Origin of the sequence: Chryseobacterium sp. 22543, from assembly GCF_052044565.1 — a bacterium.
Lineage (GTDB): Bacteria > Bacteroidota > Bacteroidia > Flavobacteriales > Weeksellaceae > Chryseobacterium.
Genome location: NZ_JBQENH010000001.1, coordinates 917,421 through 939,366, shown reverse-complemented (window position 1 = coordinate 939,366; position 21,946 = coordinate 917,421). Strand labels below are relative to the sequence as shown.

Annotated in this window: 21 protein-coding genes; 15 read left to right on the top strand and 6 right to left on the bottom strand. The window is 35.2% G+C overall.

Annotation, left to right across the window (positions count from 1 at the left end; all coding sequences use genetic code 11):
• The first annotated feature begins 51 nt into the window (after positions 1 to 51).
• The 6 genes from ACTJIP_RS04130 to ACTJIP_RS04105 all read left to right on the top strand — a co-directional run bounded on the left by ACTJIP_RS04130 (position 52) and on the right by ACTJIP_RS04105 (position 4,445).
• Positions 52 to 417 (top strand): GIY-YIG nuclease family protein, encoded by a 366-nt coding sequence (locus ACTJIP_RS04130; protein WP_077419205.1) that lies wholly within the window; start codon positions 52 to 54, stop codon positions 415 to 417.
• Positions 418 to 422: 5 nt separating this feature from the next.
• Positions 423 to 1,058, top strand: a complete 636-nt coding sequence (locus ACTJIP_RS04125) for a DUF4241 domain-containing protein (protein WP_077419206.1) — start codon at positions 423 to 425, stop codon at positions 1,056 to 1,058.
• Positions 1,059 to 1,125: 67 nt separating this feature from the next.
• A complete protein-coding gene (locus ACTJIP_RS04120) occupies positions 1,126 to 2,016 on the top strand; it encodes a ribokinase (RefSeq protein WP_219073169.1) in 891 nt (296 codons plus the stop codon).
• Between the two features lie 90 nt (positions 2,017 to 2,106).
• Entirely contained in the window at positions 2,107 to 2,952 is an 846-nt protein-coding gene (locus ACTJIP_RS04115; protein ID WP_077419208.1) for an alpha/beta hydrolase family protein, read from the top strand.
• On the top strand, positions 2,949 to 3,593 hold the full coding sequence (locus ACTJIP_RS04110) for an HD domain-containing protein (protein WP_077419209.1): 645 nt from the start codon (positions 2,949 to 2,951) through the stop codon (positions 3,591 to 3,593). The genes ACTJIP_RS04115 and ACTJIP_RS04110 overlap by 4 nt, the downstream gene beginning before the upstream one ends.
• A 258-nt stretch (positions 3,594 to 3,851) precedes the next feature.
• Entirely contained in the window at positions 3,852 to 4,445 is a 594-nt protein-coding gene (locus ACTJIP_RS04105) for a hypothetical protein (RefSeq protein ID WP_077419210.1), read from the top strand.
• 52 nt (positions 4,446 to 4,497) lie between these two features.
• Here ACTJIP_RS04105 and ACTJIP_RS04100 read toward each other — a convergent pair whose 3' ends face one another.
• The 6 genes from ACTJIP_RS04100 to ACTJIP_RS04075 form a co-directional block, all read right to left on the bottom strand.
• Positions 4,498 to 4,728 carry a hypothetical protein gene (locus ACTJIP_RS04100; protein WP_077419211.1) on the bottom strand — a complete coding sequence of 77 codons (231 nt, stop codon included), beginning with the start codon at positions 4,726 to 4,728 and terminating at the stop codon, positions 4,498 to 4,500.
• Between the two features lie 108 nt (positions 4,729 to 4,836).
• Positions 4,837 to 5,727, bottom strand: coding sequence for a DUF72 domain-containing protein (locus ACTJIP_RS04095; protein ID WP_077419212.1), 891 nt, complete (start codon positions 5,725 to 5,727; stop codon positions 4,837 to 4,839).
• 98 nt (positions 5,728 to 5,825) lie between these two features.
• Positions 5,826 to 7,964: a T9SS type A sorting domain-containing protein gene (locus tag ACTJIP_RS04090; RefSeq protein ID WP_440704149.1), complete on the bottom strand. Its 2,139-nt coding sequence runs from the start codon at positions 7,962 to 7,964 to the stop codon at positions 5,826 to 5,828.
• 319 nt (positions 7,965 to 8,283) lie between these two features.
• Positions 8,284 to 9,942, bottom strand: a complete 1,659-nt coding sequence (locus ACTJIP_RS04085) for a ribonucleoside-diphosphate reductase subunit alpha (protein WP_440704148.1) — start codon at positions 9,940 to 9,942, stop codon at positions 8,284 to 8,286.
• Positions 9,943 to 9,996: 54 nt separating this feature from the next.
• Positions 9,997 to 10,287: a hypothetical protein gene (locus ACTJIP_RS04080; protein WP_077419214.1), complete on the bottom strand. Its 291-nt coding sequence runs from the start codon at positions 10,285 to 10,287 to the stop codon at positions 9,997 to 9,999.
• Between the two features lie 112 nt (positions 10,288 to 10,399).
• Positions 10,400 to 11,374 carry a ribonucleotide-diphosphate reductase subunit beta gene (locus ACTJIP_RS04075; protein ID WP_047378790.1) on the bottom strand — a complete coding sequence of 325 codons (975 nt, stop codon included), beginning with the start codon at positions 11,372 to 11,374 and terminating at the stop codon, positions 10,400 to 10,402.
• A 424-nt stretch (positions 11,375 to 11,798) separates the two neighbouring features.
• Here ACTJIP_RS04075 and ACTJIP_RS04070 point away from each other — a divergent pair, with 424 nt between their 5' ends.
• The 9 genes from ACTJIP_RS04070 to ACTJIP_RS04030 all read left to right on the top strand — a co-directional run bounded on the left by ACTJIP_RS04070 (position 11,799) and on the right by ACTJIP_RS04030 (position 21,723).
• Entirely contained in the window at positions 11,799 to 12,488 is a 690-nt protein-coding gene (locus ACTJIP_RS04070; RefSeq protein ID WP_077419215.1) for an ABC transporter ATP-binding protein, read from the top strand.
• Between the two features lie 91 nt (positions 12,489 to 12,579).
• Positions 12,580 to 13,809: an ABC transporter permease gene (locus tag ACTJIP_RS04065; RefSeq protein WP_047386830.1), complete on the top strand. Its 1,230-nt coding sequence runs from the start codon at positions 12,580 to 12,582 to the stop codon at positions 13,807 to 13,809.
• Between the two features lie 57 nt (positions 13,810 to 13,866).
• Positions 13,867 to 15,138 carry an ABC transporter permease gene (locus tag ACTJIP_RS04060; protein WP_047386832.1) on the top strand — a complete coding sequence of 424 codons (1,272 nt, stop codon included), beginning with the start codon at positions 13,867 to 13,869 and terminating at the stop codon, positions 15,136 to 15,138.
• 98 nt (positions 15,139 to 15,236) lie between these two features.
• The gene (locus tag ACTJIP_RS04055) at positions 15,237 to 16,448 is read left to right on the top strand and encodes an efflux RND transporter periplasmic adaptor subunit (protein WP_047386834.1); all 1,212 of its coding nucleotides are present in this window, start codon (positions 15,237 to 15,239) and stop codon (positions 16,446 to 16,448) included.
• A gap of 125 nt (positions 16,449 to 16,573) precedes the next feature.
• Positions 16,574 to 16,888: a hypothetical protein gene (locus ACTJIP_RS04050; RefSeq protein WP_440704147.1), complete on the top strand. Its 315-nt coding sequence runs from the start codon at positions 16,574 to 16,576 to the stop codon at positions 16,886 to 16,888.
• Between the two features lie 306 nt (positions 16,889 to 17,194).
• A complete protein-coding gene (locus ACTJIP_RS04045) occupies positions 17,195 to 18,721 on the top strand; it encodes an ArnT family glycosyltransferase (protein WP_440704146.1) in 1,527 nt (508 codons plus the stop codon).
• Positions 18,722 to 18,887: 166 nt separating this feature from the next.
• Positions 18,888 to 19,793, top strand: coding sequence for an NAD(P)/FAD-dependent oxidoreductase (locus ACTJIP_RS04040; protein ID WP_440704145.1), 906 nt, complete (start codon positions 18,888 to 18,890; stop codon positions 19,791 to 19,793).
• Between the two features lie 149 nt (positions 19,794 to 19,942).
• Positions 19,943 to 21,208 (top strand): serine hydroxymethyltransferase, encoded by a 1,266-nt coding sequence (gene glyA, locus ACTJIP_RS04035; protein ID WP_077419219.1) that lies wholly within the window; start codon positions 19,943 to 19,945, stop codon positions 21,206 to 21,208.
• Positions 21,209 to 21,264: 56 nt separating this feature from the next.
• Complete coding sequence (locus ACTJIP_RS04030; RefSeq protein ID WP_077419220.1) at positions 21,265 to 21,723, top strand: regulatory protein RecX; 459 nt, start codon at positions 21,265 to 21,267, stop codon at positions 21,721 to 21,723.
• The last annotated feature ends 223 nt before the right edge of the window (positions 21,724 to 21,946 follow it).

Below are 21,946 nucleotides of genomic sequence, written 5' to 3'. Positions count from 1 at the left end.
GGTTAATTTGTCGGAATGTCAGGCTGAGCGGAGTCGAAGCCTTTTTGAAAGATGAAACAATATTTTGTATATATTTTAAAATGTTCCGATAATTCCTATTATACAGGAGTTACCAATGATATTGAATTGAGATTTTCTCAGCATCAATCAGGAAAATTTCCTGAAAGTTATACTTATAAAAGAAGACCGGTTGAGCTGGTCTTCTTTTATCTGTTTAATGATATTATTCAGGCAATAGTATTTGAAAAACAAGTGAAGGGCTGGAGTCGTAAAAAAAAGGAAGCAATTATAAATGATAATTGGGATAAACTGAAAGAACTATCTATTTGCCGGAATGACAGCCACGCGGATAATTTTAAAGATAAAAATCCTGAAGGCTTCGACTCCGCTCAGCCTGACACTGAAAATAAAGAATAAATAAAATGACACATATAGAAAACATAAAAAAACTATTCTCGAAGGATTTTGTAGAAAATCCATTGTTAGAAAGTTTTGAAGCAGGAAAGATTTATCTTTCCAGTGGAAAGCTGGTTACCTGCGATCCATTAATCACCAATGATATGCTGCCTTTCACCACAGAATTTCCGAAGGGAGATTTTTCTGTGATAGTACATAAAGAAAGAGACAGCAACTGTGTGGCTTATGCCGAAATTATATTCAATAATTCTGAAATTAAAGAATGGAAGCTGGCAACCACAGCAGGGCAGAATATAAAAGATCTGGCAAAAGAAGAAATTTTTGGATATCCTGTAGAAAGTGGGATGGGATGTTTTATGGATGTTGATACTCAAAATAGCCTCAACGAGCTTGAACAGAGATTATATCAAAACAAAGGCGGAGATTTTATGGGAATCTATGAAGAATTTTTCCATGAGTATTTCTTTGATGAAAATGGAGCTATTGACCAATATGCGTTCCTAAAACCTGCAAAAGAACATCCCGGAACTATATTTGCTTTTGAAACCGGATATGGTGAAGGATTTTATGCCAGTTATATAGCATATGATCAAAATCAATTACCAGTGAAAATAATTACTGAATTTATAGAAATAAGTTAACTTAAAATTAGTTACTTTTGGAACACGATTTTGTCAGTTATAAATTTTAAAGCTAATACAAAACACAATGAATTTCTCATCAGAACAACCCCGAATTATTGTTGTGGGCAGCTCATCCATAGATTTGGTTCTTGAAACCGAAAAACTTCCTTCACCCAACGAAACGGTTTTAGCCGTTAAGTCAGATAGCTATTTTGGGGGTAAAGGAGCCAATCAGTCAGTAGGTACTGCCAGACTGGGGGCAAGTGTGTATTTTATAGGATGTGTGGGAATGGATCCCCTTGGGCAGCAGATTATGAGAAATCTGGTAAGTGAAAATGTGAATGTAGGTTTTGTACATGAAACAGATAAAGATGCTACAGGAACAGCCTATGTGACGACTTCTCACGGTAATGCAGCTATTGTTGTAGTGCCGGCAGCCAATAAATATCTTAGCACATCACATATAGACGAAGCTGAAAAGTATTTTAATACGGCAGATCTTGTACTGGTACAGCTTGAGGTCTCTATGGAGGTGGTAGAGCATGCCGTTAAAAAAGCCAAGAAATATGGGAAAAAAGTAGGTTTATATGCTTCTCCCGCAATGAGAGTCAGTGAAGAAATTTTAGAAAAGGTTGATTTTATTGTAGCTAAGAGCAACGAATTATATACCATTTTCGGAGAAGAAAAAAGGGAAGAGGTTCTTAAGAAATATTTCAATAAAGTTTTTGTAAGAGATGATACCAACTCAACTATTTATTTTGATGGTACTGAGATGAAATATTACAGAAACGACAAAGATGAGAAAGTTTATAAAATGGGAATGGGTGATGCATTTACTTCAGGATTTGCTATCGCACTTTGTCATGGAAACTCTATCGAAGAATGTGTAAAGTTTGGAAATGAAGTTTCATCAAGAGTTTCCGGCGGTAAAGGTTCTCAGACAGGGCTGCCAAGAATGTCAGATTTCTTTTCTTAAAACTATTTACGACATATCAAAAGTCTGAAACTTAACATAAAAATATAAGTAAAATGTCCACTTTTATAGTGGATTTTTTCTTTTTATACTATGGAAAAGCTAATACTTACCACAGAAGATCATATCTCTCTGGTTGTCCATCTCTTTAAACCGGAAGAAAGTAATGGAAAACTGTTGCTGATCAATTCGGCAACAGGAGTAAAACAACAGGTGTACTTTTCTTTTGCCAGTTATTTTTCTGAACAGGGATTTACAGTGATTACTTATGATTACAGAGGAATAGGACTTTCCAAGCCGAAAGATATGAGGGGATTTCATGGTTCAATGAGATTGTGGGGTTCAAAGGATTATAAAGCTTTAACCCAATATATCAAAACAAACTTTAAAGATCACAAAAAGTATTGCTTAGGCCATTCTGTAGGTGCTTTGATTCTGGGAATGAATGAAGATTCGGAAATATTCGAGGAATTCTTTTTTGTTGGAACACAAAATGCTTTTGTCGGCAATCTTAAAGGGATGACAAAAATTGAAGCCTATTTGGGGTTTGGAATTGCCCAGCCATTAACCACTTCATTATTAGGGTATTTTCCTGCACATTGGTTTGGACTGGGAGAAAGTCTTCCAAAAAATTGCGCATATGACTGGAGAACCTTAATTTTAAACAAGAAATCAACCAACAAACTGTTGGAGAAAATTGATAACTTTTCTAAAAATTTGACACAAAAAGTATTTGTAATCCGCGCAGAAGATGATATCTGGCTGACAGAAAGAGGCGTATTGAGTTTATTAAATAATACCTATCCTAATCTTCAACCAACGTACAGACTGATCGCTGTTTCAGAATCTGATAAAAAAGAAATCGGACATGTCAATTTTTTTAGAAGCTACAATAGAAAACTCTGGGATATTATTTTAAATGAACTGATAGATAAATGAAAAGTACGATTGAAAACACAATAGCATTTGTAAAAGAAAAATTAGAAGGAGCAGAGGCAGGACATGACTGGTTCCATATTGAAAGAGTCTGGAAACTGGCTGTTCAAATAGCAGAAACAGAAGATTGTGATAAAGAGGTGGTAGAACTGTCTGCTCTTCTTCATGATATTGCAGATCCTAAATTTCATAACGGTGATGAAACTATTGCTCCCAAAATATCCAGGGCGTTTCTTGAAGAGCAGAATGTTCCCGAAGAAACAATCCTGAAGGTTTTATTTGTGATTGAAAATATTTCATTTAAAAACAGGGATCAGGCACCGATAAATCCACCTGTTGAGCTTAAAATTGTGCAGGATGCCGACCGTATTGATGCAATAGGAGCTATTGGAATTGCCAGAACGTTCAACTTCGGAGGCTTTAAGAACAACCTGATGTATCACCCGGATATGAAACCCAAACTGGGAATGTCAAAAGAAGAATATAAAAAATCAAATGGCACAACCATCAATCATTTCTACGAAAAATTATTACTTCTGAAAGAGATGATGAATACTGAAAAAGGAAAAGAAATGGCCGAAGAAAGACATAATTATATGTTGAATTTCCTCGACCAGTTTTATAAAGAATGGAATTTAGATTAGTAATAAGCTGATTATAAAGATTGACACACTATTTACATCATAATCAGATATTCAATTTTACATTGATGTATTTTCCAAACATAGCTATCCATACCCATGTTGTAAGACTTTCATGTGTCTGGATAGTTTTTTTTATGCAGTAAACTCTCTAAATATCAAAGAAACTAAGTCTCAAAAACATTTTTGCACTGTAGTTTAAAATTAAAAAAATAACCTCTGATATAGATAAAATACAGATAAGAAGTATCTTTGTAGAATATGACACTCATTATTTTTATAATATTTCTGGCTTCTGTTCTTTCTCTGGTCCTGTTTAAGGTAAAATCAGGAAGTATGGCAAAGTGGGCGAAGCTGTTCCGTATTGTAACAGTAGTTTTTTCAATTTCTGTTTTTACGTATTGGTTTATCAAGAAAAGTGCTGTGGCATTTGTGGATAATTCTGTAGGGCTGCAGGTTATCAATAAGCTTCCTCAGGCATTGGATTTTTATCTGATCAATGTAAATAAAACCGATAAAAATACAACTCTTGAGCCTAAGCATATTGGCAAAATACGTCCGGAATACTACAGAATAGAATACCTGAAAATGGATAAGTCTGATGAATACTGGATCATAGGCTATCTCGGAAAGAAAAACCTTGTGTACTTTTCCCAGCATTCCGTACCGAATAAAAATATTGATCAGATTGTGGAGGTACAGAATTACATCAACCAAAGTATGAAACTGTCTGAATCGGCAAAAAAACAGGTAGATGCCTATAATTATGAGAATACAAAACTGGGGATCTGGATTGCACTGGATTTTCTGCTTCTGTTTCTCAATCTGGTATTGCTTCTGAAGAAAAATAAATAAAAAAATAGGTAATGAGCCTTTTTAGAGTACTCATTACCCATTATTATTTCTGCTAAGGATAATCCAGGATTTGCATGATTTGTTCCTTGAATTCCTCAGGACAGGATCTGATAAGTTTGTCTTTACTTTGTTTACTGATTTCTTTGGAGGTAATCCATTCCGTTTTATTGGAATTAAGACTGTGATGGTCATATACTCTTTTTATGGTGCTGTTCTCATAAAAGATATATTCATTACCAAGCCAGTTACTGGCAATACTGATTTTGCAAATTTCCTTTTCCATGATTTATGTTTTAAAGCATAATGTATCGTGAGATACATTACACTCTAATTTATGAAATTTTTCGTTATGAAAAAGAAGTTTGTTTTAATCTTTTATCGCATTCCTGCTCTAAAATAATGTTCCTGTACTCTCCGTTGCCATTTGCGGAACATGAATATCAGTTTTCCATTCTTCATTCAGTTTCTTGATGAAATAGGCGGATAATAGAGGAGAAGCTTTTTCAATATTCTGGTGTACGAAAAAGTAGAGATTCTGGAGACCTTCTTTTTTCCATTTTGTGAGATGCTTCAACCAGTCATCCAATCTTTCATAGTCACTTTCAGCATTGGCTCCTACGTAACGGATAAATGCATTAGGCGTAGTAAGACGCATATGGAGCATATCTCTTCTTCCGGCGGTATCTACGATGATATTGGTGATGTTATGAGCTTCAAAGAGGTCACAGGTTGTATTGAGGATTTCCTCATCAGTAAACCATTCCGTATTTCTGAGTTCTATAGCTAAAGGAACTTCTTTAGGCCATTCTTTTACAAATTTTTCCAGCCTGTCATAATCCTTGGGTTTAAAATTGTCATGAAGCTGAAGAAAAGCCATTCCCAGCTTTTCATCAAAATTGATTACTGCCGAAGCAAAATGAGTCACCGGATCAGTCACATCAATCAGTCTTCTGAAATGGGAAACCGTATTGGTGATCTTGGGGAAGAATTTAAAATTATCAGGGGTTTTTTCTTTCCATGTTTTTACCTGATCTGGAGTGGGCATTCCGTAGAAAGTAGCATTCAGTTCAATAGAATTAAACTGAGTGGCATAATAGGTCAGTTCATCTTTAGTTCCTTTGGGGTAAAATCCTTTAAGATCCGTTTTATTCCATTTTGCGCATCCGATAGAAATATTTTCCAGTCCTTTTTTATTAAGAGCCAGCATATCCTTGGTTTTAGGATGATCTTTTGGTAAGGTAAAATCTATTTTTGATGGGTCTTCTACTTGTCCGAATTTCATATCTGTAGTTTTGGTATTAAACAATAAACACAAATATAAACCAAAAAAATCATAGAATTTTCTATGATTTTTAATGGAAATAATTGTATCGAAATTACTTATTTTTTAATGATTTTTTTCGTAACCTGAGTCTTATCAGTCGTGATTTTTATGATATAAACAGCAGTAGGATAGCCTGAAAGATCAATACTTACATTAGCTTGATTGAAGTTTCTGTCCAAAAGAATCCTTTCTTGAAAATCAATAAGTTTAATGTTTTTTATAGGAGTATCGGCGCTGATTTGCAGGATGTCTTTTACCGGATTAGGGAAAACTTTGATCTGTTTTGTTTTGAAGCTTGGATTGTCGCTCTTCAGGAAAGAATTGCTGCAGTTTGTGGTGAATGTGACATCAGGGTACATTGTCTGAAGTTCATTCAATTGTGCATCATCCACGCAAACTGATAAATTAGAGTTGTTATTGGTAAAATCAATGAAATCTTCTATTGAACCATTTCTCAGATTAGCAGAATTAAGATTAGACATATTCCATACAGTAACAGATTCCAGATGTGATGATGTGGAAAGATCAAGTTGAGTAATCTGAGGACAGGTATTAAAATGTACATTCTTCAGATTAATATTATCGGAAGTGTTGATCTGGGCAAGCAAAGGCAGATTTGCCAATGTCAATGATTCTAAATTCGTATTATTTGAAGTATTGACTGAAGCAAGGAGATCATTGTAAGAAAGGCTTAATGATTGCAGAGAAGCACAGTCTTTGGTGTCTAGAGCGGATATTTTTGTATTGCTTACCACAATATCTTTAAACCCGGTACATTGGCTGAGGTTGATTTCTTCTAAGTTCGAGAACATAACCCCGATTGATAAATTCTGCAAGCCTGGACAGTTTTCTAAATCGAGTTTTTTTAATTCGTTATTATTGTCGAAAGCAAAATTTGTGAGTGCAATACAGTTTTTAGTGAAAATGTTCTGAAGATTGTTTGCTCCTTGTGTCCCGTTGGTTATAAAACGATCTGTTTTTAAGGTATGCAGATGGGAAAGGTTATTGGTGTTTACCGTATTCATATATCCGCAGGAATTGGTAAGATCAATGCTTTCCAATTTTTGGGCAGCACTGAAGTTGATAGTATTGGTGATCTTTTGATTGAAAGCTTTCAGGGTTTTTAGTTTTGGAAGACCCGCAAGGTTTAAGCTATTTACATCTCCGAAATAAATTCCGGAAGTGGTAGAGTATAGATATCTGTTATAGAAAGAACAGTCTAATTCTTCAAGATTAATCAGTCCTGCCATACTAAAATCAATAGATGGAGCATTCAGGCCCATTATTTTCTTTAAGGAAGAGCAACCAGTAAGGTTTACATTGGAGAAATATGACCCTGTTGATTCATAATGATCCGTATCTGCAATGATTTCCTGCAGGTTTATGCAATTATTGGCAATCAGCTCAATATTCTGTTCTGAATTGCCTGAAGAGGTGAAACCTCCTGTTACTGATATTCTAGTCAAAGTATTCAGATTAGGAGCGACAATCTTTTCCAGAAATTTACAGGAATCAAATGTAAGAGTTTGAATACTGGAATTTTCAATATACAATTCTCTAAGCTCTGCGGAACTAATCAATGCATCATTGTTTATTTGATGGCAGTTTTTTATCCTTAAGCTGTTTTCATCAGGATACCATGGATTACCGGAGATCTGATAGGCGATGATATCGGCAATATTCTGAATCCCTGAGCAGTTATCAAAAGAAAGGTTAATAGGAGAAGCCATATATTGACCTCCCTGTGATAAGTCATAATAAAAAGGTCTTCCCTGTACTTTTTTGATTTTAGTATTATTGGTAAAGCTGATGTTGGCAGTCCTGGTGTTCCAGAAATAAAGTTCCTCGAGATTGGAGAACAATATGGCATCCGAAATCCCGTCCGGCAGATGGGTGTTATAGTATGTACTATTGATATTATTCGGATCAAATGGGCTGCCATTAGGATCAATATACATTTGGTCAGAATCTAACCTGATTGTCAGAACTTTAATCTGTTGCGCTTCTGAAGGCTGGATTTCTCCATCTCCGTTACTGTCTATGGCAATAGAATTACCATTAAAGTCTTGTGCAATCTGGTTAGTTGTATTTGAGCTTAGAAGTAAAGCTTTAAATTTTGAATCAGAAAAGTTCAGATTCTGAGAGTAAGCGATAGAAAATCCGCTTACCCATAAGGTAATTAAAAGTTTTTTCATATTTGAGTTTTAGTTATCAGATAATGTTACAAATCCCTTTGTGTACAATCAGATGTTGTAAATATAATTTCTTTTTTTGAAAAAAATCCATTTTAGATGTCTGTAGATTTATTTCTTGGTTTTAAGTAATATTTATTAATAAAATAGCGTTATTGTTTAATTTTATTTATTTAATATTGATTTTTAATGTCAATTTTTAGTATGGAAGAAAGGCTTTTCTCATTGTTATCTTGGAAAAATGACCTTCAAAAGTTCTGATAAATAAAAAAGCACACTAAAAAGTGTGCTTTTTTAAATATAGCGTGTTTATTACTTGATCTTATGCTTCACAGCTTGAACATGACACGAAGTTAACCATCATTTCTTTTGAAACAGATGAACTTCTTTGGTAGTAAAGTGTTTTTACTCCTTTTTTCCAAGCTTCAATATAAAGGTAGTTAACATCTTTTACAGGCATTGTAGAAGGAATCTGAAGATTCAGTGACTGTGCCTGGTCAATGTATTGCTGTCTCTGTGCTGCCTGAGAGATGATCTCCATTGGAGAAATTTCTTTGAATGTTTTGAATACTGCCTTTTCTTCAGCAGTAAGTTCATTCAGATGTTGTACAGATCCATGGTTGAGCATGATTGTTCTCCATGTTTCTTCGTTATCCAATCCTTTTTCTTTCAATAATTTTGCAAGATATTTATTCTTACGCATAAAGTTTCCTTTAGCAAGACCTGCTTTATAATAGTTGGAAGAGAAAGGCTCAATTCCCGGAGAAGTCTGTCCTAAGATTGCAGAGCTTGAAGTGGTAGGAGCAATAGCCATTGTTGTGGTATTTCTTAATCCGTATCCTTTCAATACTTCTGGTTCTCCATAGATGTTGGCAAGCTCTCTTGAAGCCTGCTCAGCCTGATCTTTAATATGTCTGAATGCTCTTGCGTTGAACTGAGTTGCCTCAAAGCTTTCAAACGGAATCATATTTTTCTGTAAATAAGAATGGTATCCTAAAACTCCTAATCCAAGAGCTCTGTGACGCATTGCAAAGTTTCTTGCTCCCTGTAGGTAATAGTTCCCTTCAGTTTTATCAATAAACTCGGATAACACAGCATCAAGGAAATATACTGCTAATTTTACAGCATCTGTATCTTTCCACTCATCATACAGTTCAAGGTTCATGGAAGACAGACAGCAGATGAAAGATTCTTCCATAGTAGATGGAAGCATGATTTCAGAACAAAGGTTACTTGCATTCACCGTCATTCCTAAATCTTTATAAACCTGAGGTTTATTTCTGTTTACGTTGTCTGTGAAGAAAATATACGGAAGACCTTTTTGCTGGCGGCTTTCCAATACTCTTGCCCAAACTTTACGTTTCTCCATATCACCGTCTATCATGTCCTGCATCCAGTAATCTGGTACACATACTCCGGTAAACAGGTTCTGAATCGGGCTACCAATATCTTTAATAGATAAAAATTCTTCTATATCTCCGTGGTCAATATCTAAGTAAGCAGCAAAAGCACCTCTTCTAACGCCTCCCTGAGAAACAACATCCATAGCTGTATCAAAAAGCTTCATGAATGAAACGGCTCCTGAAGACTTTCCGTTATCCGTTACCGCTGTTCCTCTGTTTCTTAATTCTCCAAAATATCCTGAAGTACCTCCTCCGATTTTAGTCTGCATGATGACTTCACCCATTTTGTGAGTAATCCCTTCAATACTGTCCGGAATGTGAGCGTTGAAACATGAGATAGGAAGACCTCTTTCTGTTCCCATATTTGCCCATACAGGAGAAGAGAAACTGATCCATCCTTTTGTAATCATTTCTTTGAATGCCGGTTGAAGTTCAGGTTTGTATAACCTTTTTGCAGCAGCAGTGGTAATTCTGTCGATAGCACCATCTACCGTTTCACCTTTCAACAGATATCCTCTGTTCAGCATCTGCTCAGACTCTTCATTGAGCCACCATATATTTGAATTTTGCTCTTCCATAGATGTTATATTTTCGAATTCCGGAATGAGAGAATCACTCCGGAATTTTGTTTTTTATATTATTGATTGTAAAATTTCTACTTTGTGGGAACCGTTCAGTCCGCTTTCATCTCTTAATCTCTGAAATTCTTTAAAAGACGGAACATTCAAAACTTCATGCTGAACTTCTTCGTTGATGTAGTTTGAATAATGTACAAAAGTAACACCATCTTCCTTTAGATAAACTTTATATTCAAAGGTGGAAGGATCTAAATTCTTGAAATCTTCCAGGAACTTTTGGATATTGGTTTTATTGTTTGGAACAAATTCGGGGTTTACCGTATAGCTTACTATTACATTGATCATTTCTTCTGTACTTGTGCTTTATTATTAATTGAACAGCAATTCCACTTATTAATCAGAAAAGGATCATCCTAATACTGACTGCTTTGACGCTCGCTTCGCTCGCGCCTCTGTATTAAAACAAATCGTTTGCTGTAATACTCTTATCGTGCTTCGTATAGTCTACAGGTCTTTTTGCAAAGAAATCATCTAATGAATTGGCAAAAACTTCCTCCTCGAACCATACCATTGGCTTGTATTGTTCAGGGGTGATGTTGTATCTTGTTTTCATGTTGATTTTCTTCAAACTGTCATCCACACGGTATTTCATGAAGTTTAACAGGTCTTCCTTAGAAACATTGTCGATTTCTCCTAATTCAAAGATCCAGCTAAGAATATCTCCTTCTCTTGCGATAGACTCGTCTACCAAGGTGTAGATATCTTCAATATCGCTGTCTGTTAATAAGTCAGGTTGTTCCTCACGTATTTTGTTGATCAGATAGATTCCTGCATTCGCGTGAATTTGTTCATCTACTGAAGTCCATGCAATAATATTGGAAACATTTTTCATGAACCCTTTGAATCTTGTAAAAGAAAGGATGATGGCAAACTGCGAGAAAAGAGAAACATTTTCCACTAAAATACTGAATAACAATAAAGCAGAAACATATTCTTTCGGAGTAGCAGAATTCGCATGCTTTAAAGCATTTCCTAAAAACTCGATTCTTCCTTTTACAGCAGGAATTTCGATAACGTTAAGGAATTCGTCATTATATCCTAATACCTCTAATAATCGGGAATATGCTTCAGAATGACGAAACTCGCATTCTGCAAAAGTAGATCCTAATCCATTGAATTCCGGCTTTGGAAGGTGGTTGTATAAATTCCCCCAGAATGTCTTTACAGACACCTCGATCTGTGCAATGGCTAACAGCGCATTTTTCACAGCGTGCTTTTCATGTGGTTCCAACTGCGAATGAAAATCCTGAACATCTGCAGTAAAGTCCACTTCCGAATGCACCCAGAACGATTTGTTGATTGCCTCTACAAATTGAAGAACCTCCGGGTATTCAAATGGCTTATAGCTTACTCTTTTATCAAAAATTCCCATATTAAATATCTTTATAATTAAATAATTTAGATCTCTGTGGATAACGTTCCGGAAATACTTAACTTTTTGTTTTTCTGCATGTTGTGAAATAAAGTTATTCACTTTCGCAAAATCATATTTCTTGTAAAGAACTAATAGCAAAGTTCGAAAAAAAGAACTGATTTTGAAAGGGGTAAATACTAATAGGCTGACTTTTAGCCTGAAAAGTTTTCCACATTTACATGAAACAGGCTAGAATAATAGGCTAGACCACTATCTTGAGGATAAATACATGGAAATCTAGAGTTACAGTTAAACAGAAGTATGTAAATTATTATTAATAAAGGTTTAAAACATTAAACAAAAAAATATTTGAATAAATTTTTATTCTTGTAACAATTTGAAAATATCATCTACTTATTGGGTATAAAACATACATCACTTAATGTTAGTAATTCAGGATTTAAATAAGTCATACGATACAGGGAAAAGCAAACTTCATGTTCTCAAAGGAATTAATCTGAATATTTCTGAGGGCGAGTTTGTTTCTATTATGGGAAGTTCCGGTTCCGGAAAATCTACACTTCTTAATATTATTGGTATTCTGGATGAAAAAGATTCAGGAACCTATGAATTAGATGGGGTTCCTATTGAACACTTGTCAGAAGTAAAAGCTGCAGAATACAGAAGTAAGTTTTTGGGATTTATTTTTCAGTCTTTTAACCTTATCAATTATAAAACAGCTTTGGAAAATGTAGCACTTCCTCTTTACTATCAGAATGTACCGAGAAAAGAGCGAAATCTGAAAGCTATGGAATATCTGGAGAAAGTAGGTCTTGCACAATGGGCAAACCATCTTCCGAGTGAACTTTCCGGAGGGCAGAAACAGAGAGTAGCTATTGCAAGGGCATTGATAACAAATCCAAAAGTTGTGCTGGCAGATGAGCCTACGGGAGCATTGGACTCCAAAACCACTCATGATATTATGAAACTGCTTCAGGATATCAATAATGAAGGAAAAACAATCATTGTTGTAACCCACGAACCGGATGTTGCTGCACAAACCAAAAGAAATGTAATACTGAAGGACGGGATTATTGAAAGTGATGAGTTTATTAAGCAAATTGTGCTTTAGGAATTTGAAAATTTGAAAACGAGATAATTTGAAAATTTAACGATTCAATTTTTAATCTTTAAATTTTTAAATCTTTTAATACCAATAAAAAATGTTTGACCTAGATCGTTGGCAGGAAATATTCAGTTCTATCCGGAGTAATGTACTTCGGACGGTGCTTTCAGGGTTCACAGTAGCTTTGGGACTGTTTATTTTCATTGTACTTTTTGGAATTGGAAAAGGACTTCAGAATGCATTCTCTGAAGGATTTGCGGGAGATGCTAAAAATCTTATTATTTTTTCTACAGGAAAAGCATCTTTAGCTTATAAAGGCCTTCAGTCTGATCGAAATATAACAATGAATAACTCAGATTATGACTTTTTAATTAATGCAGATAAGAAGAAAGCTGGACCTTCCAGTCCCAGATATACTGCCAATTTAATGGTGAAATATGGAAAAGAAAGTGGCCTTTATCAGATCAATGGAGCTCAACCCGGGGAACAAGTCATTGAAAACAGAAAGATTATTGATGGCAGGTATCTGACAGATATGGATTTGGAAAGAAAATTAAATGTTGCAGTCATTGGAAGAATGGTTCAGCGGGATTTGATCAAAAATGGAAGCCCGGTAGGAAAAGAGCTCGATATTAATGGGACGATGTATAAGGTCATTGGTGTCTTTTCAGATGATGGAGGAGATAGGGATGAAAGACATATTACCGTTCCGATTACCACTTTACAGCAGATGAAGAAAGGATCTGATACAGTAAATATAGCCTATATCACATACGATGATAAACTGACTCCGGATCAGGCCATTAAGTATGGTGATGAGCTTAAAGATAAATTAAAAGCGAGAAAAAGTGTTTCTCCTGATGATGAAAACGGTGTGAGGGTCTGGAACAATGCGAAAAACATGAATGATACATTTGCATTTATGGCAGTTCTTACAGCAATTGTCGGGTTTATTGGTATGGGTACATTGCTTGCGGGAATTATTGGGATCAGTAACATTATGGTGTATATCGTAAAAGAAAGAACCAAAGAAATTGGAGTACGAAAAGCTATTGGCGCAAAACCAAGTGGAATTGTAGGCCTGATTGTTCAGGAAAGCGTTGTGATTACAGTGGTATCCGGACTTATTGGAGTAGGAATTGGGGTTTTGACATTAAGTCTTATTGGTGATGGTCTTGAAGAATATTTCATCAAAAGTCCGAGCGTTGGATGGGGAGCTATTATTATGGCATTCATTGCTTTGATTTTCTCAGGGTTGATCGCAGGATTTGTACCAGCATACAGGGCTTCAAGAATTAAACCGATCGAAGCATTGAGAACAGAGTAATTAGTGTAAAAAAAGAAATGAAGCAAATTCATAATTTATAACTTATAATTCAACAAGGTGAATATCATATTTAAAAAAGATACTTGGCAGGAGATCTATTACTCACTGAGGAATAATAAACTCCGAACATTTCTTACCATGATTGGCGTAGGATGGGGGATGTTTTTGTATGTAAGCCTTCTTGGAGCAGCAAAAGGGATGGAGAATGGTTTTGATAAATTATTTTCCGGTTTTGCTACCAATTCAATATTCCTGTGGGCACAGAAAACATCTATTCCTTATGAAGGATTTCCTAAAGGTCGTGAAGTTCACCTGAACTTAAACGATATGGAAATGCTGAAAAGAAAAGTAACTGCCATAGATTATATATCGCCGCAAAATGCAAGAGGAAGCTTTACCGGAACACCAGGGGAAGCGATGTCTAGAAACGGGAAGAATGGAACGTATTCGCTTACCGGAGACTACTCTGTGGGAAATAAAATTTCAGAAAAGAAACTGATCTTCGGACGTTATATCAATGATGCCGATGTTTCAGGAAATAAAAATGTAGTGGTTATAGGAGAAGAAATTTACAAAAACTTCTTTGATGCCAAGAAAAAAGAAAACCCAATTGGAAAATCAATCAATATTAAAGGGTTGTTCTTTAATGTAATCGGAGTTTTCCGGGTAAAAAAAGGAGGCGGATTTGAAAATGACCAAACAGCTTTCATCCCACTTTCTACCTATACAAAAATGTATAATGCAGGAGAGCAGATAGACATGTTTGCAATTGTAAGTAAGCCTAATGCCAATGTAAATTCCGTAGAAGAAGATGTAAAGCAGGTGTTGAAAACAAAAAATAAAGTTTCACCTGAAGATACCAATGCTTTCGGGAGTTTCAACCTCGGAAAAGAGTTTAAAAAACTGACAGGTTTCCTTACGGGAATGCAGTTATTAACAATCATTGTAGGGACACTGACAATCCTTGCCGGAGTAATTGCTATTTCAAACATCCTTTTGATTACGGTAAAAGAAAGAACCAAAGAAATCGGGATCAGAAGAGCATTGGGAGCAAAACCGTCAGAAGTAAGAAATCAGATCTTGCTTGAAAGTGTTGTGATTACGCTTTCCTCGGGATTGCTAGGTTTTATGTCTGGGATTTTTGTGCTGATGATTCTCAATGCCGTTACACAGGGACAGGATTCGTTTCCATTCTATAATCCGACAGTCAATTATGGAAACGTATTTGCTGCGATGGCCGTAATGGTGATTTTAGGACTGATAATCGGGATGATCCCCGCGCAGAGAGCCGTAAAAATCAGACCTATTGAAGCATTAAGAACAGAATAATTAATTTGAAAATCAAGATGAACAGCTGATAAATGTACAGAATCCATCTTTTAATTTTTAAATCATTCAATCTATTTAATAAAAAATAAACTATACATATGAAAAAGAAATTCACCTGGAAAAAAGCCATTTATATTGTCTTGGGGCTTTTATTTGCAGTGGCATTGTTCTCGGGGCTTGGCTATCTTATAAAATCAAATTCTAAAGAAGGGGAGGCTTTCCTGACCCGTAAGCCAACTATTCAGAATATGGATGATAAAGTAATGGCAACAGGAAAAATTGTTCCCAAAGAAGAAATTGAAATTAAACCCAATATTGCAGGGATTATAGATAAAATCTTAGTAAAAGAAGGAGATAAAGTAGAGGTAGGACAGCTGATTGCTACCGTGAAAATTGTCCCAAGTATCTCTGAAGTAAATGCTTCTCAGCAGGAAGTTCAGAATGCACAGATCCAGATCAGCAACGCCCAGATGAATGTAGGAAATATGCAGAAGCAGTTTGAGATGCAGGAGAAATTATACAAGCAGGGAGTAGCTTCTAAACAGGAATACCTGAATTCTCAGCAGCAGTTATTTTCTCAGCAGCAGACTTTGAAAAATGCTCAACAGCAATTGAATACTGCTCAAAAAAGATTGCAGATCGCTAAAACAGGAGCAACTCCTGAACTTAAAGGACAGGGCTTAGCTACCACTGAAATTCGTTCCAAAGCTTCAGGTACCGTACTTGAAGTTCCTGTAAAAGCAGGAAGCCAGGTGATTGAAGCCAATAACTTCAACGCAGGTACTACAATCTGTTCAGTGGCAGATCTGAACGTTTTGATTTTTAAAGGTGAAATTGATGAAGCTCAAGCTGGAAAGTTAAACGAAGGCATGGATATGAATATCGTAATCGGTGCTTTACAAAACAAAACTTTTCCAGGAAAACTTACCATGATCGCGCCTAAAGGAAAGGATAATGCAGGAACTATTAAATTTCCGGTAGAAGGAAACGTAACTAATCCTAATAATGAGTATATTAGAGCAGGTTTTTCTGCAAACGGTGAAATTGTTTTGAGTTCTCAGAAAAATGCTTTATTATTGGATGAATCTTTAGTTCAGTATGAAAAGAAACAAGGTAAAGATGTTCCTTTTGTAGAAGTGAAACAAAAAGACGGGAAATTCAAGAAAGTATACTTGAAATTGGGAGCAAGTGACGGTATCAACGTTCAGATTCTTCCGGGATCAAACATTACAAAAGACACTGAAGTAAAAGTTTGGAATCCATCTGATAAAGACAAAGAAGAGCTGAAAGAAAAAGCGAATAAAAAATAATAAACTACACTATACACTTTTAAACTGTGAATCCCGGAGGAATTTTTTTCTCCGGGATTCTTTTTTTATATCAAAATTTTTGCAAGAGTAAATTCCTATATTTGAATCAGATAAATCCATGAAAAATGTGTCGATACGCACGGAAAACTTATAAATCACATTATGTCTGTTTTAAATGCCGAAAATCATTTAAACAGCCGGATGCCTATGACATTATACAAAGGATCGAAAAAGAAAAGATATACCATAACCCTAATGGGAAGTCAATTCGTAAAGTAGGACATGTTTTCACAAAAGCAGAAACAAAGGAGTTGGAAAAAATGGTTTCAGATATTGAAAACAGAACGGTAAAATGCCCTGAATGCAGTAATGTGATGGCTGATCTGGGGAAAGATTTTAAAGCTCCTAAAAAACAGCAGTCAAAGAATGGAGGATTGTAGAAAGTCTTTTTAAAACAGGAAAATGCTTTCATTCATGTGGTTGCGATGGAATAGGGTATATTCCTAAAAATCCTAAAGACTACGAAACATACCTGAATACTATATTGAAAACCTATCAGGAATATTTAACTGCTTGTCAGAAGATTCATCTGGAAGAATGTCCTAAGAAGATTGAAGAAATTAAGTATTGGTCTGAAAATATTCAGAAGATAAAAACTGAAATTATTGATAATAGGTTTGAAATAACATAAGTGTAACAAAATAGAGGTTTAGACTGTCTTACCTTTAAATTCCAAACTATATCCCATGAAAAAAGACTATTGGATTCTTTTACTTTTTATCATTGCAAAGTTTGCTCTCCAATACTCACTGATAAGCCCTGAGTATGAACTTCACAGAGATGAATATCTGCATCTCGATCAGGCGAATCATCTCGCATGGGGATATCTCTCTGTTCCTCCGGTAAATTCCTGGCTGGCCTGGATAATTAAAATGCTTGGAAATTCCATATTTTGGATTAAATTTTTTCCAGCCCTGTTTGGAGCTTTGACAATTGTGCTGACATGGAAAGTTGTTGAAGAACTCAAGGGAAGTTTGTTTGCTAAAATACTGGCTTCTTTGGGAGTATTATTTTCAGTACTTCTTCGGGTAAATATGCTGTTTCAGCCTACATCTTTAGAAATTTTTCTGTGGTTGTTCCTTTATTATGCTTTGATTAAATATTTTAATTCGGAAAAAGTAAAATGGATTTATATTGGAGCTGTCATTTTTGGAATAGGAATATTAAATAAATACAATATTGCTTTTTCATTATTAGGGCTTATTCCTGCATTATTGCTGACAGAGCAAAGGAAGATTTTTATGCAGTCTCATGTGTATTTGGCCGCACTTTTAGCTTTAATCATTATTTTTCCTAACCTTCTCTGGCAGTATCAGAATCATTTTCCGGTCATTCATCATATGAAAGAACTTTCTGAAAAACAGCTTGTGCATGTAGATAGAATGGGTTTTATGAAATCTCAGCTATTATTCTTCATTGGAGTTGTTTTTGTAATTATTGCAGGCTGGGGAGCATTGTTATTGTATAAGCCTTTCGATAAATTCAGATTTTTCTTTTGGAGCTATATCATCACAATTGCTTTGTTTTTGTTTTTTAAAGCAAAAGATTATTATGCAATTGGACTCTATCCGGTGTACATTGCTTTTGGATCCGTTTTTCTTGGTCATCTATTTGAAAAAGGGAGGAAGAGATTCCTGAAACCCGTCAGCATCCTTATTCCTGTACTTTTATTTCTTCCTTTATATAATGTAGCCTTTCCCAATAGAAGTCCCGGATATATTGAATCTCATCCGCAGCAGTACAAAAAATTCGGACTGCTTCGCTGGGAAGATGGAAAAGACCATCCTTTGCCACAGGATTTTGCCGATATGCAGGGTTGGAAAGAATTGACTCAAAAAGTAGATAAAGAATATTCCCGATTGTCGAAGTCAGGAAATACTATGGTACTGTGTGATAATTATGGGCAGACCGGAGCTATTAATTATTATTCAAAGGGTGGTATTGTAGCGATGTCGTTTCATGCGGATTATATCAATTGGATAGATGTAAGCAAAAAATATAAAAATGTTATCAGGATCAAAGATGCTCCCGAAGCAGGAAAAGAACTTGAAGAATCCGGTTCTTTTTTTGAAGTCGCAAAATTGAAAGATTCCATTACCAATCCATATGCAAGAGAAAAAGGGACTTCTATTTTCAGTTTACAAGGGGCAAAAATAGACATCAATAAAAGAATTCACGATGAAATTGATGAAACTAAAAATGAATGGAAATAGTTTTTTCTTCTGGTAAACGATAATTTGGTTAGGATATCAAAGGAATAGATATAAAATATTATAGCAACTTTGTTGCGTTAATGAAATTTATTTTACCTTTGTACTATCAACTATCAACTATCAACTATCAACTATCAACTATCAACTATCAACTATCAACTGAACTATGGAAAATAAAAAATTTGATGTCATTATAATAGGAGGAAGCTATTCAGGATTATCAGCAGGAATGTCATTAGGAAGATCTTTAAGAAATGTCCTGATTATTGATAACGGAAAACCTTGTAACAGGCAGACTCCTCATTCCCATAACTTTGTTACCCATGATGGGAAAACACCGGGAGAAATTGCAAACCTGGCCAAAAAAGATGTCGAAAAATACAACACGGTCCGCTTTTATAACGGAACAGTCATCAAAACAGTAAAAATAACCGGAGGTTTTAGGATTGAAACGTCATCCGGAGAAAAATTCCATGCTAAAAAGCTTATCCTGGCTTCCGGAGTAAAGGATGTAATGCCGGATATTCCCGGATTTGCAGAATGCTGGGGGATTTCTGTTATACATTGCCCATACTGTCATGGTTATGAAGTGAAAAATGAAATTACCGGAATTCTTTCCAATGGAGAAATGGCTTACGAATTTTCAAAACTGATTTTTAATCTGACTAAAAATCTTACTCTGTTTACCAATGGAAAAGCTGTTCTTACTAATGAACAAACTGAAAAGCTAAAGCAGAATAAAATCATGCTGAATGAAGATGAAATTGAAGAGATCAAACATGAAAATGGATCTATTCAAAAAATTATTTTTAAAAACGGAAAAGAAGTTTCTTTACAGGCTTTATATGCTAAAATTCCTTTTGAACAAAATCTTAATGTGTCCGATGATCTGGGATGTGAGCTTACAGAACAGGGATTTATTAAAGTAGATATGATGCAGAAAACAAATGTTCCCGGAGTTTTTGCCTGTGGAGACAATGTAACGATGATGCGTTCCGTAGCTAATGCTGTTGCACAGGGGAATTTTGCAGGTGCTGTGGTTAATAAAGAACTTGCAGACGAAGAATTTTAAAGAATTTTTGATCAGGTTGAAAGGATCATAATATTAGATTTATTGACAGGTTTTTTCATTTTTTAGTGTCTAAAATCATTTTTTCAATAGAGAAATCTCAATGAAAATTCCGTACATTTGGGGTGGAAATTTCAAAAACTAAAAGTAAAATGGATATTATTTTCGACCTGATTGAAAAGGAAAGACAAAGACAAACTCACGGATTAGAGCTTATCGCATCAGAAAACTTTGTTTCTGAAAACGTGATGAAAGCAATGGGAAGTGTACTGACAAATAAATATGCTGAAGGATATCCCGGAAAAAGATATTACGGAGGATGTGAAGTTGTAGATGAGGTTGAAACATTGGCTATCAACAGAGCAAAAGAACTTTTCGGAGTAGACTATGTGAATGTTCAGCCACATTCCGGTTCTCAGGCGAATGCAGCCATTTATCTTGCAGTTTTGAAACCTGGTGATAAAATCATGGGGATGGACCTTTCGATGGGAGGACACCTTACTCACGGTTCTGCAGTGAATTTTTCAGGCATCCAATATAATGTGGTTTCTTATGGAGTTCAACAGGAAACAGGTCTTATTGACTATGACCAGATGAGAGAAATTGCCTTAAGAGAAAAACCAAAAATGCTTATTGCTGGTTTCTCAGCGTATTCAAGAGATTTGGATTATGCTAAATTCAGAGAAGTGGCAGATGAAATAGGAGCTACCCTTTGGGCAGATATTGCTCACCCGGCTGGCTTAGTAGCAAAAGGATTATTAAACTCACCATTTGAGCACTGTCATGTAGTAACTACCACTACTCACAAAACCCTGAGAGGTCCAAGAGGAGGGATGATCATGATGGGTAAAGATTTTGAAAATACATATGGCCACAAAACTCCAAAAGGAGAAATCAAAATGATGAGCCAGGTATTAGACGGAGCTGTATTCCCAGGTATTCAGGGAGGGCCGCTTGAGCATGTTATCGCTGGTAAAGCAGTCGCTTTCGGTGAAGCTTTGGACGGACATTTCGAAACATATGCAAAACAAGTTAAATCCAATGCTCAGGCACTATCAAAAGCGATGATCGACAGAGGATTTGATATCGTAAGTGGAGGTACAGATAACCACTTAATGTTGGTAGACCTTAGAAACAAGGGCGTGAATGGTAAAGAAACAGAAAAAGCATTAGTACTTGCTGATATTACCTGCAACAAAAATATGGTTCCTTTTGATGATAAGTCTCCATTCACAACATCTGGTATCAGATTAGGAACAGCAGCAATTACAACAAGAGGATTGAAAGAAAATGATATGGATACTATTGCAGGATTGATTTCTGAAGTGGTAGACAATATCAAAAATGAAGAAGTTCTTACCTCTGTAAGAAAGAAAGTTAACGAATTAATGGAAGGAAAAGCTTTGTTTAACTACTAACAGGCATTTCAATATCATATAAAGAATGGGCAACTGCTCATTCTTTTTTTATTCAAATGGAAAAGAAATCTTATACTTTTGAGGAAATCAAACAGAAACTGGTCAATTACTGTGTTTACCAGGACCGCTGTCATGCAGAAGTGGAACAGAAGATGAGAGAGTTTCTGCTTATTGATGAAGCTAAAGAAGAAATTATTTTATACCTCCTGAAAGAAAACTATCTGAATGAAGAAAGGTTTACAAGAAGCTATATCAGAGGCAAATTTTACATCAAACACTGGGGTAAGACCAAAATAAAAATGAATCTGAAGCAAAAACAGGTTTCAGAAAGACTGATCAATTCGTGCTTTGATGAGATAGATGATTCTGATTATGAAAAGACTATCAGAAAAATTTTCGAAGGGTATTATTCTAAACAAAATGGTTTGAAAGAATATCAAAAAAAAACCAAAACTATAAAATATTTGATGAGTAAAGGTTTTGAATATGAGAAAATAATTGATATTTTTGAATAATATATTAATGAATTTAAAAAAACTTGAAATATGACTTTTGACAAAAAAACAATCAGTTCATTGAAAGAGATTGATACATAAAGATTTAATGATGATTTAAAACATGAAACAGCTGAAATAAAGACTTTTTACAGATAAATATCACCTTTATAAGACTTTATATGGTATGATTTTTGTCTGTGAGCTTAGCTGTATCGTAATGGAATTATTAGATTTCATAAAT

Bases quoted from the DNA above. Each gene is read 5' to 3' on its own strand.
- ACTJIP_RS04130 (WP_077419205.1), top strand. From the start codon at position 52: ATGAAACAATATTTTGTATATATTTTAAAATGTTCCGATAATTCCTAT.
- ACTJIP_RS04125 (WP_077419206.1), top strand. From the start codon at position 423: ATGACACATATAGAAAACATAAAAAAACTATTCTCGAAGGATTTTGTA.
- ACTJIP_RS04120 (WP_219073169.1), top strand. From the start codon at position 1,126: ATGAATTTCTCATCAGAACAACCCCGAATTATTGTTGTGGGCAGCTCA.
- ACTJIP_RS04115 (WP_077419208.1), top strand. From the start codon at position 2,107: ATGGAAAAGCTAATACTTACCACAGAAGATCATATCTCTCTGGTTGTC.
- ACTJIP_RS04110 (WP_077419209.1), top strand. From the start codon at position 2,949: ATGAAAAGTACGATTGAAAACACAATAGCATTTGTAAAAGAAAAATTA.
- ACTJIP_RS04105 (WP_077419210.1), top strand. From the start codon at position 3,852: ATGACACTCATTATTTTTATAATATTTCTGGCTTCTGTTCTTTCTCTG.
- ACTJIP_RS04100 (WP_077419211.1), bottom strand. From the start codon at position 4,728: ATGGAAAAGGAAATTTGCAAAATCAGTATTGCCAGTAACTGGCTTGGT.
- ACTJIP_RS04095 (WP_077419212.1), bottom strand. From the start codon at position 5,727: ATGAAATTCGGACAAGTAGAAGACCCATCAAAAATAGATTTTACCTTA.
- ACTJIP_RS04090 (WP_440704149.1), bottom strand. From the start codon at position 7,964: ATGAAAAAACTTTTAATTACCTTATGGGTAAGCGGATTTTCTATCGCT.
- ACTJIP_RS04085 (WP_440704148.1), bottom strand. From the start codon at position 9,942: ATGGAAGAGCAAAATTCAAATATATGGTGGCTCAATGAAGAGTCTGAG.
- ACTJIP_RS04080 (WP_077419214.1), bottom strand. From the start codon at position 10,287: ATGATCAATGTAATAGTAAGCTATACGGTAAACCCCGAATTTGTTCCA.
- ACTJIP_RS04075 (WP_047378790.1), bottom strand. From the start codon at position 11,374: ATGGGAATTTTTGATAAAAGAGTAAGCTATAAGCCATTTGAATACCCG.
- ACTJIP_RS04070 (WP_077419215.1), top strand. From the start codon at position 11,799: ATGTTAGTAATTCAGGATTTAAATAAGTCATACGATACAGGGAAAAGC.
- ACTJIP_RS04065 (WP_047386830.1), top strand. From the start codon at position 12,580: ATGTTTGACCTAGATCGTTGGCAGGAAATATTCAGTTCTATCCGGAGT.
- ACTJIP_RS04055 (WP_047386834.1), top strand. From the start codon at position 15,237: ATGAAAAAGAAATTCACCTGGAAAAAAGCCATTTATATTGTCTTGGGG.
- ACTJIP_RS04050 (WP_440704147.1), top strand. From the start codon at position 16,574: ATGTGTCGATACGCACGGAAAACTTATAAATCACATTATGTCTGTTTT.
- ACTJIP_RS04045 (WP_440704146.1), top strand. From the start codon at position 17,195: ATGAAAAAAGACTATTGGATTCTTTTACTTTTTATCATTGCAAAGTTT.
- ACTJIP_RS04040 (WP_440704145.1), top strand. From the start codon at position 18,888: ATGGAAAATAAAAAATTTGATGTCATTATAATAGGAGGAAGCTATTCA.
- glyA (WP_077419219.1), top strand. From the start codon at position 19,943: ATGGATATTATTTTCGACCTGATTGAAAAGGAAAGACAAAGACAAACT.
- ACTJIP_RS04030 (WP_077419220.1), top strand. From the start codon at position 21,265: ATGGAAAAGAAATCTTATACTTTTGAGGAAATCAAACAGAAACTGGTC.